The sequence below is a fragment of the Microbulbifer thermotolerans genome, assembly GCF_001617625.1.
GTDB classification, from domain to species: domain Bacteria; phylum Pseudomonadota; class Gammaproteobacteria; order Pseudomonadales; family Cellvibrionaceae; genus Microbulbifer; species Microbulbifer thermotolerans.
Map to the genome: position 1 here is coordinate 2037825 of NZ_CP014864.1, position 16076 is coordinate 2053900.

12 protein-coding genes are annotated in these 16076 nt (G+C 56.5%); 4 read left to right on the forward strand and 8 right to left on the reverse strand.

The window, feature by feature from the left end; translation table 11 throughout:
• From A3224_RS08590 to A3224_RS08605, 4 genes are all read right to left on the reverse strand, one after another.
• Window positions 1–783: a Na(+)-translocating NADH-quinone reductase subunit C gene (locus A3224_RS08590; protein ID WP_067153440.1), complete on the reverse strand. Its 783-nt coding sequence runs from the start codon at window positions 781–783 to the stop codon at window positions 1–3.
• Window positions 776–1987, reverse strand: a complete 1212-nt coding sequence (locus tag A3224_RS08595) for an NADH:ubiquinone reductase (Na(+)-transporting) subunit B (protein WP_067153443.1) — start codon at window positions 1985–1987, stop codon at window positions 776–778. The genes A3224_RS08590 and A3224_RS08595 overlap by 8 nt, the downstream gene beginning before the upstream one ends.
• A 2-nt stretch (window positions 1988–1989) precedes the next feature.
• Window positions 1990–3330, reverse strand: a complete 1341-nt coding sequence (locus tag A3224_RS08600; protein ID WP_067153445.1) for a Na(+)-translocating NADH-quinone reductase subunit A — start codon at window positions 3328–3330, stop codon at window positions 1990–1992.
• 393 nt (window positions 3331–3723) lie between these two features.
• A complete protein-coding gene (locus A3224_RS08605) occupies window positions 3724–5109 on the reverse strand; it encodes a glyceraldehyde-3-phosphate dehydrogenase (RefSeq protein ID WP_407939292.1) in 1386 nt (461 codons plus the stop codon).
• 382 nt (window positions 5110–5491) lie between these two features.
• Between A3224_RS08605 and mfd the strand changes: the two genes are divergently transcribed.
• The 3 genes from mfd (at window position 5492) to A3224_RS08620 (ending at window position 11865) form a co-directional block, all read left to right on the forward strand.
• Window positions 5492–8971 (forward strand): transcription-repair coupling factor, encoded by a 3480-nt coding sequence (gene mfd / locus A3224_RS08610; protein WP_067153447.1) that lies wholly within the window; start codon window positions 5492–5494, stop codon window positions 8969–8971.
• A 136-nt stretch (window positions 8972–9107) separates the two neighbouring features.
• Window positions 9108–9833, forward strand: coding sequence for a CsiV family protein (locus A3224_RS08615; protein ID WP_067153449.1), 726 nt, complete (start codon window positions 9108–9110; stop codon window positions 9831–9833).
• Between the two features lie 799 nt (window positions 9834–10632).
• Window positions 10633–11865: a DUF819 family protein gene (locus A3224_RS08620; RefSeq protein WP_067153451.1), complete on the forward strand. Its 1233-nt coding sequence runs from the start codon at window positions 10633–10635 to the stop codon at window positions 11863–11865.
• Between the two features lie 200 nt (window positions 11866–12065).
• Here the strand turns inward: A3224_RS08620 and A3224_RS08625 are convergent, their stop codons facing one another.
• From A3224_RS08625 to A3224_RS08640, 4 genes are all read right to left on the reverse strand, one after another.
• Complete coding sequence (locus tag A3224_RS08625; protein WP_067153453.1) at window positions 12066–12281, reverse strand: cold-shock protein; 216 nt, start codon at window positions 12279–12281, stop codon at window positions 12066–12068.
• 291 nt (window positions 12282–12572) lie between these two features.
• Complete coding sequence (locus tag A3224_RS08630) at window positions 12573–13688, reverse strand: mechanosensitive ion channel family protein (protein WP_407939244.1); 1116 nt, start codon at window positions 13686–13688, stop codon at window positions 12573–12575.
• A gap of 134 nt (window positions 13689–13822) precedes the next feature.
• Window positions 13823–14827: a beta-N-acetylhexosaminidase gene (gene nagZ / locus A3224_RS08635; protein ID WP_067153455.1), complete on the reverse strand. Its 1005-nt coding sequence runs from the start codon at window positions 14825–14827 to the stop codon at window positions 13823–13825.
• A gap of 168 nt (window positions 14828–14995) precedes the next feature.
• A complete protein-coding gene (locus A3224_RS08640) occupies window positions 14996–15625 on the reverse strand; it encodes a TetR/AcrR family transcriptional regulator (RefSeq protein WP_067153457.1) in 630 nt (209 codons plus the stop codon).
• Window positions 15626–15755: 130 nt separating this feature from the next.
• Here A3224_RS08640 and A3224_RS08645 point away from each other — a divergent pair, with 130 nt between their 5' ends.
• Window positions 15756–16064: a DUF6763 family protein gene (locus A3224_RS08645; protein WP_067153459.1), complete on the forward strand. Its 309-nt coding sequence runs from the start codon at window positions 15756–15758 to the stop codon at window positions 16062–16064.
• Window positions 16065–16076 lie beyond the last annotated feature (12 nt).

A 16076-nucleotide genomic window follows, 5' to 3' on the forward strand; every position in this document is an offset into this window, starting at 1 on the left:
TTACGCCTCCCCTGCTTTCAAGTTTTTCAGGAAGGGGCCAAAGCCCTCACTGCCCAACCAGAAGTGCAGAAGATTATCCACGCCATTACTGGTCAAAGTTGCACCAGAAAGTGCATCCACCTGAAATTCCGCATTGGGGCTGTTCAAGTCGACGCCGCCTTTGACTAAGTCAATCGCGACATTGCCGTTGGCATCGTAGATCTTTTTACCCAGCCATTTGGCTTTCCAGATGGGATTGTCGACCTCACCACCGAGTCCGGGCGTTTCTTTGTGCTCATAAAAGCCCAGGCCGGCAACTGTATTGAGATCGCTTTCCAGTGCCAGGAAGCCGTAGAGCGTACCCCAGAGACCATAGCCACGCACCGGCAGAATGATCTTTTGCAGTTCACCGCCCTGCTCCACCAGGTACACCTCTTTGATGTTTTCCCGGCGAATCAACTTGGCTTTGTCTTTCTCTGGAGACAGCTTTTCACTGGCCGACGGCACCTTGGCCGCAGCGCGTCCACTGCCTCCAGCGGGGGCTTCATCGGTGAATTTTCCGGTTTTCAGGTCTACATACTTGATGGCCACACTCTCGAAGAGTTTTTCAACCTCCGAGGCACTTGTGCGGGGATCCTTGATCAGGCCGCCAGCCATCAGCACGTTGCGCTTCATATCCAGCGCGGCATTAGCCTGTTGCGCCGGCTTCAGCATCACCGCTGCGGTGGACACCACAACGGAGCAGACAATACAGAGTGCCAGGGCAACCAGCAGCGTGCCCTTGACGGAATCTTTATTAGCCACGTGCCAACCTCCGTTTGATATGGGACTGCACCACGAAGTGGTCGAACAACGGTGCGAACAGGTTGGCGAACAAGATCGCCAGCATCATGCCTTCCGGGAAGGCCGGGTTCACCACGCGAATCAACACACACATTACCCCGATCAAGATGCCGTACCACCAGCGACCGGTATTGGTCATGGCGGCGGAAACCGGGTCCGTGGTCATGAAGATCAGGCCGAAGGCGAAACCACCCACCACCAAGTGCCAGTACCAGGGCACATTGAACATCGGGTTGGTTTCAGATCCGATTGTGTTGAACAGGAAGGCAGTGGCCATCATGCCCAGCATGGTACCGGCGACAATGCGCCAGCTGGCAATCTTCATCAGCAGCAGGATAGCGCCAGCGATCAGGATCGCGAGCGTGGAGGTCTCGCCGATGGAACCGTGCATATTGCCGAGGAAGGCATCCATCCAGGTCAGCTGACCGGTAGGTACACCTACGGCCCCGCCCTGAAGACCTTCGCTTGCCAGTACGGACAGGGCAGTCGCGCCGGTATAACCGTCCACCGCGGTCCACACTGCATCACCAGACATGGCGGCCGGATAAGCGAAGAATAGGAAAGCGCGGCCGGTAAGTGCCGGGTTGAGGAAGTTCTTGCCGGTACCGCCGAAAACCTCTTTACCGATCACCACACCGAAGCTGATGCCCATAGCCACCAGCCACAGGGGCAGATCCGGCGGGCAGGTCAGCGCGAACAAAATGGAGGTCACGAAGAACCCTTCGTTGACCTCGTGTCCGCGTACTGCCGCAAAAAGCACTTCCCAGAATCCACCTACCACGAAGGTGACGAAATAGATGGGCAGGAAGTATACGGCTCCGTGCAAGAAGTTGTCCCAGGTACTGTTGGGATCATAACCGCCCAGGGCGCCGATAATGGCGTGACGCCAGCCTGACAGCTCGGGGTTGGTCATCCCCTCGATGATGGTGTTGGCCTGGAAGCCGACATTCCACATACCGTAGAACATCGGAATCAATGCACAGGCCCACACTGTGATCATGATGCGTTTCAGGTCAATACCATCGCGCACGTGAGCGGTGGTCTTGGTGGTCGCCGCCGGCTGAAACAGCGCGGTGTCAACCGCCTCGTAGAGAGCATAAAGCTTCTCGTATTTACCGCCCTTGTGAAAGTGCGGCTCAATAGAGTCGAGGAATTTGCGCAACATCCTTACCCCTCCTTCTCAATACGGGTCAGGTTGTCCCGCAGGATTGGGCCGAATTCGTATTTGCCGGGGCACACGAAGGTGCACAGCGCCAAGTCTTCTTCGTCCAGCTCTAACGCACCCAGCTGCTGGGCGGTCTGGGTATCACCGACAATCAACGCTCTCAACAGCTGAGTCGGCATCAGATCCAGAGGCACAACCCGCTCGTAGGTGCCGATTGGCATCAGGGCACGCTCAGAGCCGTTTGTGCTGGTGGTGAAGTTGAACTTGCGGTTCTTAAACAGACGCGACAAGTAAATCGGCAATATGGAGAAGCGGTTGCTGCCCGCATGCAAGTAGTGCAGGAAGGGACGTTCACGGCCCTCTTCCAAAACGCTGACTTGGTTGTGGTAACGCCCGAGATAAGCCAGTGGCCCCACAGCAGTGCTACCACCGAATACCGAACCGGAAATAACCCGGTTTTCGCCTTCCTCCAACTCACCCGCGGTCAATTCGGACAAGTTCGCACCAAGCCGGGTCCGCAGCAGCCGTGGATTTTTGACCCGCGGACCACCCAAAGCGACGACGCGCTCGGTAAAAAGCACCCCAGTGGTAAACAACTTACCGACAGCGATCACGTCTTGACAATTGATCGTGAACACGCTGCGGCCCGCCCGAACCGGGCTCAAGAAATGGATATGCGTACCGGACAATCCTGCCGGATGGGGACCGGCAAAGGTTTCGTGACGAACATTGCTCGCGCTCGGCAACGGCAAATCGGCATCCGGCGCGCTGCACACATAGGTGACTTCCGCCAGCTTGGACAAAATTTCCACGCCCTGTTGGAAGGCATCGCGCTGCCCGGCAATCACCACCTGCGGGTCCGCAGCGAGCGGATTGGTGTCCATGGCGTTGATGAAAATAGCGGCGGGTTCAGCATCCAGAGCCGGCACTTTGCTGTAGGGGCGGGTGCGAAGTGCAGTCCAGAGGCCGGATTCCACTAGATTTTGCACCACCTGCTCGCGGGTGAGTTCGGCCAGCTGTCCCGCGTCGTAACTGGCAAACTGCTCAGCCTCGTCGCCATCGATCTCGATCACCACAGACTGCAACACACGGCGGGCACCGCGATTGATCGCCACGACACGGCCTGCGGCGGGCGCTGTGTAGCGCACACCTTCGGTCTTCTTGTCGGTAAACAGCAGCTGTCCGAGTTTGACGCTATCCCCCTCGGCCACCGCCATGGTCGGCTTCATCCCGTGGTAATCGGGGCCGAGCACAGCGACGGTCTTGAGCGCAGGGCCATCGTGGATGACCTGCTCGGGCGCGCCGGATATGGGTAAATCCAATCCCCGACGGATCTTTCTCATACGCCTATGCCTAGTTTCTAGTTTGAAAATATGCAATGCAGCCCGCCGACCGGATCGCAGCCAAACATCAGCCGGCGCCCGTTCGGCGGGCTGCATTGAAGAATTCCCGCGTTGCGGGGGCTTAAACCGCTTGATCCCGGACTCGGGTGAGGAGAGAACTTCTCGGCGCACGGCGGCCCCGCCAAAATCGCGCGCATTATAAAGACGGGCTTGGGGGTTTACCAGTGCGCAAATGGTCGAATTGAGCTGGATAGAGAAAATTATTACTGAAAAAACAGACAGTTGAGCGGATATTGGTCAGGAATGATCCAGGGGTGGAGCGGTGTCGGAGGGCTATGGAGTACCGGGCACACCCCTGAGGTGTGCCCGGCCAATTATACTGCGGGCTGCGAATCAGTCCTTTTTGGGAAATAGTTCGTATCTAACCCCCGCCATATCCTCCAGGCAGCGCACCACTTGACAACTGTAGCCAAACTCATTGTCGTACCAGCAGTAAAGCACGGCGTTGCGGCCATCGACGATAGTGGCTATAGAGTCGAAAACACAGGCTCGGCGGGAACCCACGAAGTCACTGGACACCACTTCTGGGGAGTTGGTGTAATCGATTTGCTGACGCAGCGGCGAGTGCAAAGCCACCCCGCGCATATACTCGTTCAACTCCTCCTTGGTGGTTTCCCTGCCCAAAGTCAGATTTAGAATCGCCATGGAGACGTTGGGCGTAGGCACACGGATGGCGTTACCAGTCAGTTTACCCTTCAGTTCCGGCAGAGCCTTAGCCACAGCCTTGGCCGCACCGGTTTCCGTCAGCACCATATTCAAAGGTGCTGCGCGCCCCCGGCGCTCCCCCTTGTGATAATTATCGATCAGGTTTTGGTCATTGGTGTAGGCGTGCACAGTCTCAACGTGCCCGTGCTCCACCCCAAACCCATCCATCACTGCCTTCAGTACCGGAACAATCGCATTAGTGGTACAGGAAGCAGCGGACAAAATTTTGTCTTCCGGCTTGATATCAGAATTATTAATACCGTAAACGATATTCTTGATATCTCCCTTGCCGGGTGCGGTCAGAATCACCTTGGCGGCACCAGGGCACTGTAGGTGCTGCCCCAACCCCTCCTCGTCGCGCCACACGCCGGTGCTATCCACAACGATGGCATCGTGAATACCGTGGGCTGTGTAGTCCACCTCTTGCGGCGAGTTAGCATAGATCACCTTGATCTCGTTGCCGTTGCAGATCAAAGTGTTGGTCTCTTCATCCACGCGAATAGTGCCCTTGAAAGCGCCGTGTACTGAATCGCGACGCAGCAGGGAGGCGCGCTTGACCAGGTCGTTATCCGCCTTGCCTTTGCGCAGCACAATCGCGCGCAGGCGCAGCACATCGCCACTGCCGGCCTTGTCAATCAACACCCGCGCCACCAGGCGCCCGATGCGGCCAAAGCCGTAGATCACCACATCCCGCGGCTCGGGCAGTGGTTTACCGGCACCCTCAGCATCGGCGAGCTCCTCCCTGACAAACTCGTCCACGGACAGGCCGCGGTTGTCGCGCATATACTTGTTGGTCAAGGTACCCAAGTCGATATGCACCGGCCCTAAATCCAACTTGCAGATCGCTTCCAGCACCGGGAAAGACTCGAATTCAGAGAGCTCGTTCTCCTCAACCTGACGTACGAAGCGATGCGCTTTCATAATGCTCAGCACAGAGCGGTTTACCAGGTTACGGCCATACATGTAAATGCCGACATTACGCTCGCGGTTGAGCTTGCCAATCATCGGGATCATGGATTCGGCGAGGGCCTCGCGCTCTTTCCAGTCCTTGAAAAAATCCGCGGGCTTCGGTCGCTTCTGATTCACTGTCAGACACCTCTGCAATGTGTTTGATGGCGGGGGTTAGCGGCGGGAAAAATCTGCCCCAGTGCCGCGTGGCTGCGCAATATAAGCATTCACCTAAAAGCGCGCAACTGAGCAAAAAAGAGCCTAAAAATTGTAGTAAAACTACCAATTTATTCCTCTGCCAAGCGCCCGTTTCCCACCCCGGGCCGCGGCTTTTCACGACCGCCAAAAATGCAGCCTTTACGGATTATCTGCAGCATAGAACATTCACCGCTACAATAACGCCCCAAACCACTTCTCAGCCCAAAAAATGCGGATATATTAAGGAAAGATGACTGATTTTGATCCCGTCGCCCCACCGGCCTTCCGCTCCTCCAGTGACCGCCAATTCTGGGGGCAACTGCACGGCGCCGCCGCTGCGCTGGCCGTATTAAATGCCGCCCGTAGACGCGCAACCCCCACCCTGCTGGTCACCCGCGACAGCCTCGAAGCGCACCGCATGGAGCTGCAGCTGAAATTTTTTAACAAGCCCGGGGGAGATGGCGCGGGCCGTGAGCAAGTAGAAATTTTTCATTTCCCGGACTGGGAGATACTGCCCTACGATACCTTTTCCCCCCATCAGGACATCATCTCGGACCGTCTCGCAACCCTCTATCAGCTGCCGCAAATGGAAAGTGGCATCGTGATAGCGCCTGTCAGCACACTAATGCACCGGCTTCCGCCGCGCGACTATGTGGCCGGCAATGCTCTGATACTGCACGAGGGACAGCGGTTCGATATCGACGCGCAGCGAATCAAACTCGAACAGGCCGGCTACCACTGTGTGGATACCGTTTATGAACACGGTGAGTTTGCGGTGCGCGGTGCGCTGATGGATATTTATCCGATGGGCAGCCCCCTGCCCTACCGCATTGATCTATTCGATGACGAAATAGATTCTCTGCGCACCTTTGACCCCGAAAGCCAACGCACCGTCGATAAAGTTGACAGTATTCACCTGCTACCAGCGCGGGAGTTTCCACTGCACAAGGCAGCTCTGGCGGAGTTTCTGCAGAACTGGCACGAGCACTTTGAAGGCGATCCCACCCAGGTGCCCATCTATCAGGATATCAGCGCCGGCATCGCCCCCGCCGGTATAGAGTACTATCTGCCGCTCTTCTTCGGCGGCAATTGCGCGAGCCTGTTCGACTATTTGCCCGCCGACAGCCAGATCTTTCTCCTCGGAGACATTCAACAGCCACTGGAAAACTTCTGGCGCGAGGTCAACAACCGCTATGAGAGCCGCCGCGGAGATCTGCACCGGCCGATATTGCCGCCGCGGCAGATACTGCTGGACGTAGCAGAATTTAATGCCGCACTGAAAAAACGGCCCCGGGCGATCCTTTCCCCGGATACACTGCCGAACGCCCAGGGGAACTACAACTTTGCCAGCGAAACGCCCCCGTCACTGCCCGTGGACGGAAAATCCGAGCAACCTCTGGCGGCACTGCAGAGCCACCTGGCGAGCTATTCGGGGCGGGTTCTTTTTTGTGCCGAAAGTGGCGGTCGCCGCGAGGCTCTCCTGGAATTGCTCGCTGGAATCAATCTGAGACCCGTGCAGTTCGAAAGCTGGTCCGAATTCCTCGATAGCGGCGAACCCCACGGTATTACCGTCGCCCCCTTGGATCAGGGAATGGTCCTCAGCGAACCTCCTGTCGCGCTTGTGGCGGAGCCGCAATTGTTCGGCGAAAGGGTCATGCAACAGCGCCGGCGCAAGAAAGCCAAAGACGACGCAGAGATTGCGGTCAAGAACTTGGCAGAGCTGCGTATTGGCACCCCGGTGGTGCACATTGATCACGGCGTCGGCCGCTACCGCGGTTTGCAGCACCTGGAGTTCGATGGCCAACCAGCGGAATTCCTGACCCTGGAATACGCCGATGAGGCCACGCTCTATGTGCCCGTATCCAACCTACACTTGATCAGCCGCTATTCCGGCGCTGACGAAGCTCTGGCACCACTGCACCGCCTCGGCAGCGAACAGTGGCAAAAAGCCAAACGCAAGGCAGCGGAAAAGGTCCGCGACGCTGCCGCCGAGCTACTCGACATTTACGCCCGCCGCGAGGCGCGCCGCGGCCATGCCTTTGCCGACCCGGGGCTCGCCTACCGCGAGTTCGCCGCCGGTTTCCCATTCGAGGAAACGCCAGATCAACAGCAGGCGATAGAAGCCGTAATTGCAGATATGCTCGCGGAGAAACCGATGGACCGCCTGGTTTGTGGCGATGTGGGCTTCGGCAAAACCGAGGTCGCCATGCGCGCCGCTTTCGTCGCCGTGCACGCTGGCAAGCAGGTGGCAATGCTCGTCCCCACCACACTGCTCGCCCAACAACATTTTCAATCCTTTCAGGACCGCTTCGCCGACTGGCCGGTTACCGTCGAAGTGCTTTCACGCTTCCGCTCCGGCAAGGAGATCGACAACGTCAAGGAAAAAGTAGCCGATGGCAAGGTCGACATTCTGGTCGGCACCCACAAACTGCTCTCCAGCGATTTGGACTTCCGCAACCTGGGCCTGCTGATCATCGATGAAGAGCACCGTTTCGGTGTGCGCCAGAAGGAGCGTCTGAAGAGCTTACGTGCGGAAGTGGATATCCTTACGCTCACCGCGACACCGATCCCGCGAACCCTGAATATGGCCATGTCCGGTATCCGCGACCTGTCGGTGATCGCCACCCCACCCGCCAGGCGCCTGTCGGTAAAGACCTTCGTGCGCGAACGCGACGACGCTCTGATCAAAGAGGCGATACTGCGCGAGATACTGCGCGGCGGTCAGGTCTATTTCCTGCACAACGAAGTGAAAAGTATCGAAAGGATCGCGCGGGAAGTGCAGGATCTGGTGCCGGAAGCCAGGGTCGGAATCGGCCACGGACAAATGCGCGAACGGGAGCTGGAGCAGGTAATGAGCGACTTCTACCACAAGCGCTTCAACGTGCTCGTCTGCACCACCATCATTGAAACCGGCATAGACGTACCGACCGCCAACACCATCATTATCGAGCGCGCGGATAAATTCGGTCTGGCACAACTGCACCAGCTGCGCGGCCGCGTCGGGCGCTCCCACCACCAGGCCTACGCCTACCTGCTCACCCCAAACAAGCGCGCGATGACTGCCGATGCCGTCAAGCGCCTGGAAGCCATCAGCGAGGCCCAAGATCTGGGGGCAGGCTTCACCTTGGCCACGCACGACCTGGAAATCCGCGGCGCCGGCGAACTGCTCGGCGAGGAACAGAGCGGCCAGATCCAGAGCGTCGGCTTCAACCTCTACATGGAAATGCTCGACCGCGCGGTTAAAGCTATTCGCAGCGGCAAAACCCCCAATATCGATGAGCCGCTCGAATCCCCTGCCGTAGATGTCAACCTGCGGGTACCGGCGCTGATCCCGGACGATTACCTCCCAGACGTACACGGGCGGCTCATCATGTACAAACGTATCGCCAATGCGGCTGACAGCCGGGAGCTCAAGGAGCTCCAAGTAGAGATGATTGATCGCTTCGGCCTGCTGCCGGAACCGGTTAAGCATCTATTTCGCACCACCGAGATCAAACTCAAAGCGGACGCCATGGGTATCCGCAAGCTGGAAGCATCGGCAGCTCAGGGACGCATCGAGTTTGCGGACGACACCCGGGTGGACCCGCTAACATTGGTAAAAATGGTGCAGAGGGAACCGGGACGCTATCAGCTCGCGGGCGCCAACCAGTTGAACTTTGCCCTCGACGAAGGCGGGCCCAGCGAGCGCCTGCAACAAGTAAGCGGAGTGTTGGAACGGCTGGCGCAGTGATACTATCCGTTCGCAAGGAGCTTGCATCCATGGCCCAACTGATTTCGGCCGTCGAATGCAGCAAAGTCCTCGAACGCGGCACCAGCCTTGTTTCGCGGTAGATTCAGTAACGAGACGACCAGAAAGCGGTAACTCCATGACAAACATCCTAAGACTCTGCGCCGCCTTGCTGCTGGCAGCAACGGCGGCAAGTGCCCAAGCTGTCAACTATGCGGGCACCACTTTCGAGATAGAGATGATCGTCTTCGAGCGCATTGGCGGCATGGAAAACTCCAGTGAAGACTGGCCCGCAGCGCCACGACTGCGCTACCCAGACAAATGGGTGGATTTCGATACCGCTACTGGCGGTGCCCCCCTTCTGGTCCCGGCGGCCACACAACTGAGTAACAAAGCAGCGGCACTGAACCGCAGCGGTGACATGCGGGTACTTTTCCATAAAGCCTGGCGCCAGGTGCTGCAACAGAAGCGCAACTCCCCGGCGATTATTATTGACAGCGGCGAGAACCCGGGAAGTCAAAGTCGTCTGGGCGGTAGCGTGACACTAAGTGTGGCGCGCTATCTCCATCTGAGCACCAACCTGTGGTTAAGCGAACCCAGCGATGACAACACCGGTATCCCGCTGCCTCTACCCCCGAAAGCAGCTACGGAAGAACCTCTGGACCTGATGAGCACTGCAGACTTTCGGCCAGCAATGGCAGACAGAGCCTTGGCCCCAGACACGACCTACGCGCGCCATGTGGCCCTGTTACAAGCCGAGCGGCGCATGCGCAGCGGTGAGCTGCACTACATCGATCACCCCGCCTTCGGCGTGCTTATCGAGGTCAGAACAATAACCTCGGCAGAGGAAGCTTCGGGCACCTAGGGAACCTCTGGTTAATTCACTTCCTGACGGTAAAAACTCTTTGGAGCCAGATGAGAATCTCAGGTGATAGGCTGGCCATTTCGAAACCGACGGATACAGGAATGTATCCGTCGGAGCTACAGGGAAATACTCGTACGTTTTCGAAGTGGCCATCCTATTGCCTGAGCGCCCCGGAACCTCATAGTGTGCGCGCGAATGAATCAGAGGTTCCCTAGCGCTTGTAGAGCGCCCAATACGCTGATTCACTCTAGCTCTCCGCACAGGCGAAAGTCTGCCAGCCCATCTCCGCTGGCAGCCCGATAGCCAGAACATCCCGCAACCACGTCAGTGCTTTCACGGTTAGCAGAAGTATCACGATTCTCTTGCTTTTATCGATGATGACTGAAAAATACCTTGACCAATAGGTAGTGTGGCAGCAAACAACAGGCACGGGGTTCGAATAACTTACCCAAGCTGTTGCACTCCGGTATACTAAAAACTTCCGAGTGATAGAAGCATCCCATACAGGGAACCTTTGATTAATTCGCAGGGTCGCTCAGGCAAAGAGATCGGCGTTTGGAAAACACAAGACTCCACCGGATAAGGTCATGTATCCGACAGTTTTGAAAACAGCCGAGTGATCCCATCTGCGCCTGGAGTCTCTGTCGTGCCAGTTAGCGATTTCATCACGGGTTCTCTAGGATAAAATGCTGTCACTCCTGAGGTTTAACCTTCCCAACCGCTCGGAGCAAAAGCCAGTTCATCGAGCGCTATGGCAGACACAGAGTTATAAAACCCCTAACAACTAGCCAGTATTTCCATGATTACCAACGATGCAACAATTCTCGGCATGCTTGCCGCCATTCTGGGCTTTGTCTTTTACACCGCCGGTAGCGAGCACCCGTTTTGGAAGCGCTTTTACCGCTTCGTGCCGGCTCTACTACTCTGTTATTTCCTTCCTTCATTGCTTACCACATTCGGCATTATCGATGCGGAAAACTCAAACCTTTACTACGTTGCTTCCCGCTATCTGTTACCGGCAAGCCTGGTGTTACTGACCCTGAGCATAGATCTCAAAGGCATTATCAATCTGGGGCCGAAAGCGCTGATTATGTTTCTGACCGGGACTTTGGGTATTGTGATCGGTGGCCCTGTGGCACTGCTGATTGTGTCCGCGGTAAACCCGGACATGATCGGTGTCGACGGCCCCGATGCAGTTTGGCGCGGCATGACCACCGTGGCTGGCAGCTGGATCGGCGGCGGGGCCAACCAAGCGGCGATGAAAGAAATCTTTGGCGTGGGCGATCAGATCTTTTCCGCCATGGTGGCCGTGGACGTGATCATTGCAAACCTATGGATGGCCGTGCTCCTGATTATGGCGGGCAACGCCAAGACACTGGACCAGCGCCGCGGTGCCGATACTGAAGCCATCACCCAGCTTCGAGAAAAAGTGGAGGCGCTGCAGAAGAAACACCAACGCATTCCCAGCCTGCCGGACCTGATGTTGATTGCCGCCGTCGGCTTCGGCATCACCGGTATTGCCCATGTAATGGCGGATCAACTCGCCCCTTGGTTCCAAAATAATGCCCCGCAACTGGCACGATTCAGCTTTACCAGTCAGTTTTTCTGGGTAATCGTTATCGCCACCACCCTTGGCGTGGCGATGGCCTTTTCGCCCGCAAAACAGTTGGAAGGGGCCGGTGCCTCCCGCGTAGGATCGGTATTTATTTACATCCTCGTGGCCACCATAGGCACGCACATGAATATCGCCGCTCTAAAAGATAGCCCCGAGCTATTTGTGCTCGGAGCCATCTGGATGGCAGTACACGCGGGGCTAATACTGCTGGTGGCGAAACTCATCAAAGCCCCCACCTTCTTCTTGGCGGTAGGTAGCCAAGCTAATGTCGGCGGCGCAGCCTCAGCTCCGGTAGTAGCCGCAGCCATCCACCCCGCGTTGGCGCCTGTAGGGGTTCTACTGGCAGTACTGGGCTACGCGCTCGGCACCTATGCATCCTGGTTCTGCGGCCAGTTGCTGCGGGTGATCGGAGGCTGATCTCAGGGGCGGCGGCCAACCAGTACGCCCCGTCGCAGCAATAAGGGGCAATACACCGGTGGCCACAAGCCGGAGAAAAACGAAAGAAAGGCGGGTCTTTGACCCGCCTTTCAGGCTACACCAGTGGGAACTCAGGGCTTCTCTGTCCCTTGGATTCCATTTTGCAGAAAAGTTATTTCAACGAGTAAATTCAGCGGGAATCACTCACAAGGAACAACATCTTCCGCCAGCAATCCCTTATCGCCCCGCTGCATTTCAAACTCTACCGCTTGGCCTTCGTTCAATGTTTTATAACCATCGCCGCGAATGCTGCGGTAGTGAACGAAAATATCCTCAGTTCCTTCTCCACAGGTAATGAAGCCATAACCCCGGGCGTTATTGAACCACTTCACAGTACCTGTAACGCGATCACTCATTGAGACAACCTCATTATTGTTATTGCGCCCACCCCACTCACCCGAGAAAGGCGTTAGGCCAAGCGCCACCCCATTATCAGTAATCACCCCAAACAGCGATTACGGTTTCGAACCGTCCACCGAGCACAAGCTTGGTGTACGAACTCCGATTCTTAGATAAATCGGCGCCAGTGTCTAGGGCTCGATGCGAAATAAATACCAAGATTCAACGATTACATGCAACAAATCGTCAAAATTTGATTTAAATCCGCTGTAAATGGAAAAAATATACTTTTCACCCTCTGATTGACATCAAGTATCCAAGGCAACTTCGCGCTTTAGCGAAGACAGTTCGGCAATATGCAGCGTTGAGGTCGGGAAGGCGCAAGAAGCCCCGTGACCTTCAATAATCTTTAATATTGTTAATAGGACGTCCTGCTTTATCTCGTGATATCGCACCCAATCGGTGGTTTTGGTGAAGGTATAGATAAAAAAGTCCAGCGATGACGGAGCAAACGAATTGAAATTGACAATCAACGTTTGATTAGTATCGATTTCAGGATGCTGCTGCAGCATTGCTTTCACGTCGGCGATAATGGCCGGCATCAGAGGCGCATCCTCATAGCGGATGCCAATGGTCTCGTATATGCGCCGATTCAACATACGCGAGGGGTTTTCCACCGCAATCTGGGTGAAAACACCATTGGGGATATAGAGGGGCCGTTTGTCGAACGTGCGGATACGGGTGAGACGCCAGCCGATATCCTCAACCACACCCTCAATTTCCTTGTCCGGCGAACGGACCCAATCGCCGACGGCAAACGGGCGATCCAAATAGATCATCAAGCCGCCAAAAAAATTAGCCAGTAAATCCTTGGCCGCAAAACCCACCGCGAGTCCACCGATACCGCCAAAAGCCAGGACACCACTGATGCTGTAGCCAAGGAATTGCATAATCACCATCGCGGCGGTAATTACGATTGAGGCGCGCACCAACTTGCCCACTGCCCGCACTGTGGTCGCGTCCATGGGTTTACCCATATAACGGGGATCGCGAAGATTGTGTTCCACATTGCGCGAGAATCGCCAGGCGAACCAGGCCAACACCAGTATTAGGCCAATCTCCCGCGCCGGCACCGCGAGGGAAAAAATTTCCGCCCCTGTCACTACACCGGCTCTGTTGGCAGCCACGCTGAGGCCGAGCAGCCAGATCAACACCGACCCAGGAGGCATCAAAGCGCCGACCAAAGCATCGTCCCAAGGGTTTACAGTCCGCTCCGCCCGCTCGGCGAGCCGGTGAACAAAGCGGCCCAATAACCAGGAGGACAGGGCCGTTACCAGAACGATCAAAAAAATGGACAAAATCCAGAAGCGATTGTCCCCAATCCAGGACAACATGAGTTCTTTAGCTGATTCCACGAAATACAACTCCCGCTACACGCTGTTTATCGCTATATCTTACCCCGCCCGGACGGCTCTCTATAGCCACCCCTTCACGCTCAGTGGGCAGCTTCATCTTTGTTGCCGATACTTCACAAAGCGGCAACCCGGCCTCGAGCCCCCTACATCCAGGACGCCAGCCAATCACGTGTTTTATGCCAGCGCTCACAGGATTTCAGCTCCCGCCAGGACTGAATCACCGGTCTACCTCGCATTATTTTCAACCGCTCGCTGGATTCGCGGCGGGGAGAATAGCCGTCCAGCGTCTCGAGTATTTCAATAACCCCGGCACGGCAGTTGCAGACAACCCCCATATCACACCCGGCTTCCAAAGCCGCTCGAATCCTGTCTGCGTACCCTCCCGCGATAGCCGCGCCGCCCATGGAAAGGTCATCACTGAAGATAACGCCACTGAAACCGAGTTGCCCGCGCAACGTCTGCTGGAGCCAGACCGGGGAAAATCCCACCGGCCGGCGGTCCACCTGAACAAAGCGGATGTGGGCGGGCATGATCGCATCCAGCTCCCCTGCCTCTATACAGTCAATAAAGGGCTGCGCATCAGTCGCCATAATTTCCTGCAGCGGGCGCCCGTCCTCGGGCAGCTCCTCATGACTGTCCTCGATCACATGGCCATGACCGGGAAAGTGCTTACCGGTGGTCGCCATGCCGGCCTCCCGCATTCCCCGCATAAAAGGCCGCACCTGCTCGGCCAGGCGTCTAGGGTCGGCGCAAAAGCTGCGATCCCCAATGACGCGGCTGCGATGATCGTCCGCATCCAGCACCGGGGCAAAGCTGAAATCCAAGCCAACCGCCAACAGTTCCGCCGCCAACAACCAACCGACGTCCTGTAACTGGCCGCTATCTGCGCGACCACACAGCGCTTGCATGGATGGCAGCCGGGTAAATTCATTACGGAAACGCTGCACCCTGCCACCTTCCTGGTCCACTGCCAACAAGATTTCGGGACGCACCTCGCGAATCGCCGCAACCAATTCTTCCAGCTGGACTCTATCGCGGTAGTTACGCGCAAAAAAAATCAATCCACCTACCAGCGGGTGCCGCAGTAACTCGCAATCTTGCCCAGTCAACTCCAGCCCCTCGATATCGATCATTACCGGGCCGATCATGGAATATCCTCTTCGTTAAATGTGAACGACACAGCAGGGGGCAGCCAGACACCAGGTAAATCCGCCCGATTGCACCCTTTTCTGACGCTACTGTTGTGGGGTGCGCTTCTATCCCCCCTTCACGCTCCACTCCCTTCCCGCTGAGTCAGATAGTATTGCAATGGCGTCCTAGCCGTTGACCTTAAGCATTGCCGATGCCGCGGGTACCAAGCGTTCCAGCGTCTCCTGGAGACTGCTCTCCGCCCCGAAATCCTCCCTCAGGATAGCCTCGATGGCATCAAAGCTCGACAAAGTAAAAATAGTGGCCCCAAGCATAAAATAGAGGCGCCAGTAAAAGGTCACCGGGTCCAATCCAGGCAGCGCCTGGGCCAGGAGACCGGCGAAGCGCCGGTAGCTATCGCCATAACGGGACACGATAAAACGGCGCAGATGTCCCTGATACTGGGTATAGGCCAGCCCGAGCAAGCGCATAAACCGCTGCGGATCCCTGCCCCGCTTCACCAGGCTGCCTATGGCCACTTGGTAAATACTCGACAGAAGATCCTCCACAGTAAGTGGCTCTCCGGTAGCGACACGCCTGTCCAATTCGACAGCCAGAGCTTGGGTGAAAGGTGTTAAAAACCGCTCGAATACCGCTTGTATCAGTTCTTTTTTAGACCCGAAGTGATAATTAACCGCAGCGAGATTGACACCGGCTGTACTGGTAATGGTGCGTAGTGATGTCTCGGTAAACCCACGTTCGGCGAAAAGTATCTCCGCCGCATCCAGGATCCGGCTAACGGTATCCGTCTGACTCATGCCTGTTTAAACCATCATTTAAAACAACTGTTTGGTTTTGCCAGATTAGCATATTCCTGCTTGGATGGCGCCTTGTTGCCACGGGTGGACCGACCCTAGATTGAAAGGAAAGCAACTGGGAGAAGCAGCCATGGCACATCCTAAACCCGATATTGGCGATTGGTACGAAGATATCGACAGCGGCGAGTTATTCGAGGTGGTGGCCATCGACGAAGTACACGGGACCGTGGAAGTACAGTACCTGGATGGCGCCGTCGGCGAGTTCGAGCGGGACCACTGGCCGGCTTTGCCGATCGTCGACGCTGAACCGCCTGAAGATGCCAATATCGCCTTTGGCACCACCGCTCATGAACAGGACGCAAATACGGTGGAACCAGCCAACCCGCTGGATACCCTGGAAGGCGAGAGCTTTACGGGAACTGACGAGCTTGATCACTGACATCACCCGCCA

Coding starts and splice junctions, on each gene's coding strand:
- nagZ (WP_067153455.1), bottom strand. CDS start 14,827: ATGATCGGCCCGGTAATGATCGATATCGAGGGGCTGGAGTTGACTGGG.
- A3224_RS08615 (WP_067153449.1), top strand. CDS start 9,108: ATGACAAACATCCTAAGACTCTGCGCCGCCTTGCTGCTGGCAGCAACG.
- A3224_RS08645 (WP_067153459.1), top strand. CDS start 15,756: ATGGCACATCCTAAACCCGATATTGGCGATTGGTACGAAGATATCGAC.
- A3224_RS08595 (WP_067153443.1), bottom strand. CDS start 1,987: ATGTTGCGCAAATTCCTCGACTCTATTGAGCCGCACTTTCACAAGGGC.
- mfd (WP_067153447.1), top strand. CDS start 5,492: ATGACTGATTTTGATCCCGTCGCCCCACCGGCCTTCCGCTCCTCCAGT.
- A3224_RS08620 (WP_067153451.1), top strand. CDS start 10,633: ATGATTACCAACGATGCAACAATTCTCGGCATGCTTGCCGCCATTCTG.
- A3224_RS08625 (WP_067153453.1), bottom strand. CDS start 12,281: ATGAGTGATCGCGTTACAGGTACTGTGAAGTGGTTCAATAACGCCCGG.
- A3224_RS08640 (WP_067153457.1), bottom strand. CDS start 15,625: ATGAGTCAGACGGATACCGTTAGCCGGATCCTGGATGCGGCGGAGATA.
- A3224_RS08600 (WP_067153445.1), bottom strand. CDS start 3,330: ATGAGAAAGATCCGTCGGGGATTGGATTTACCCATATCCGGCGCGCCC.
- A3224_RS08605 (WP_407939292.1), bottom strand. CDS start 5,109: ATGATCCCGATGATTGGCAAGCTCAACCGCGAGCGTAATGTCGGCATT.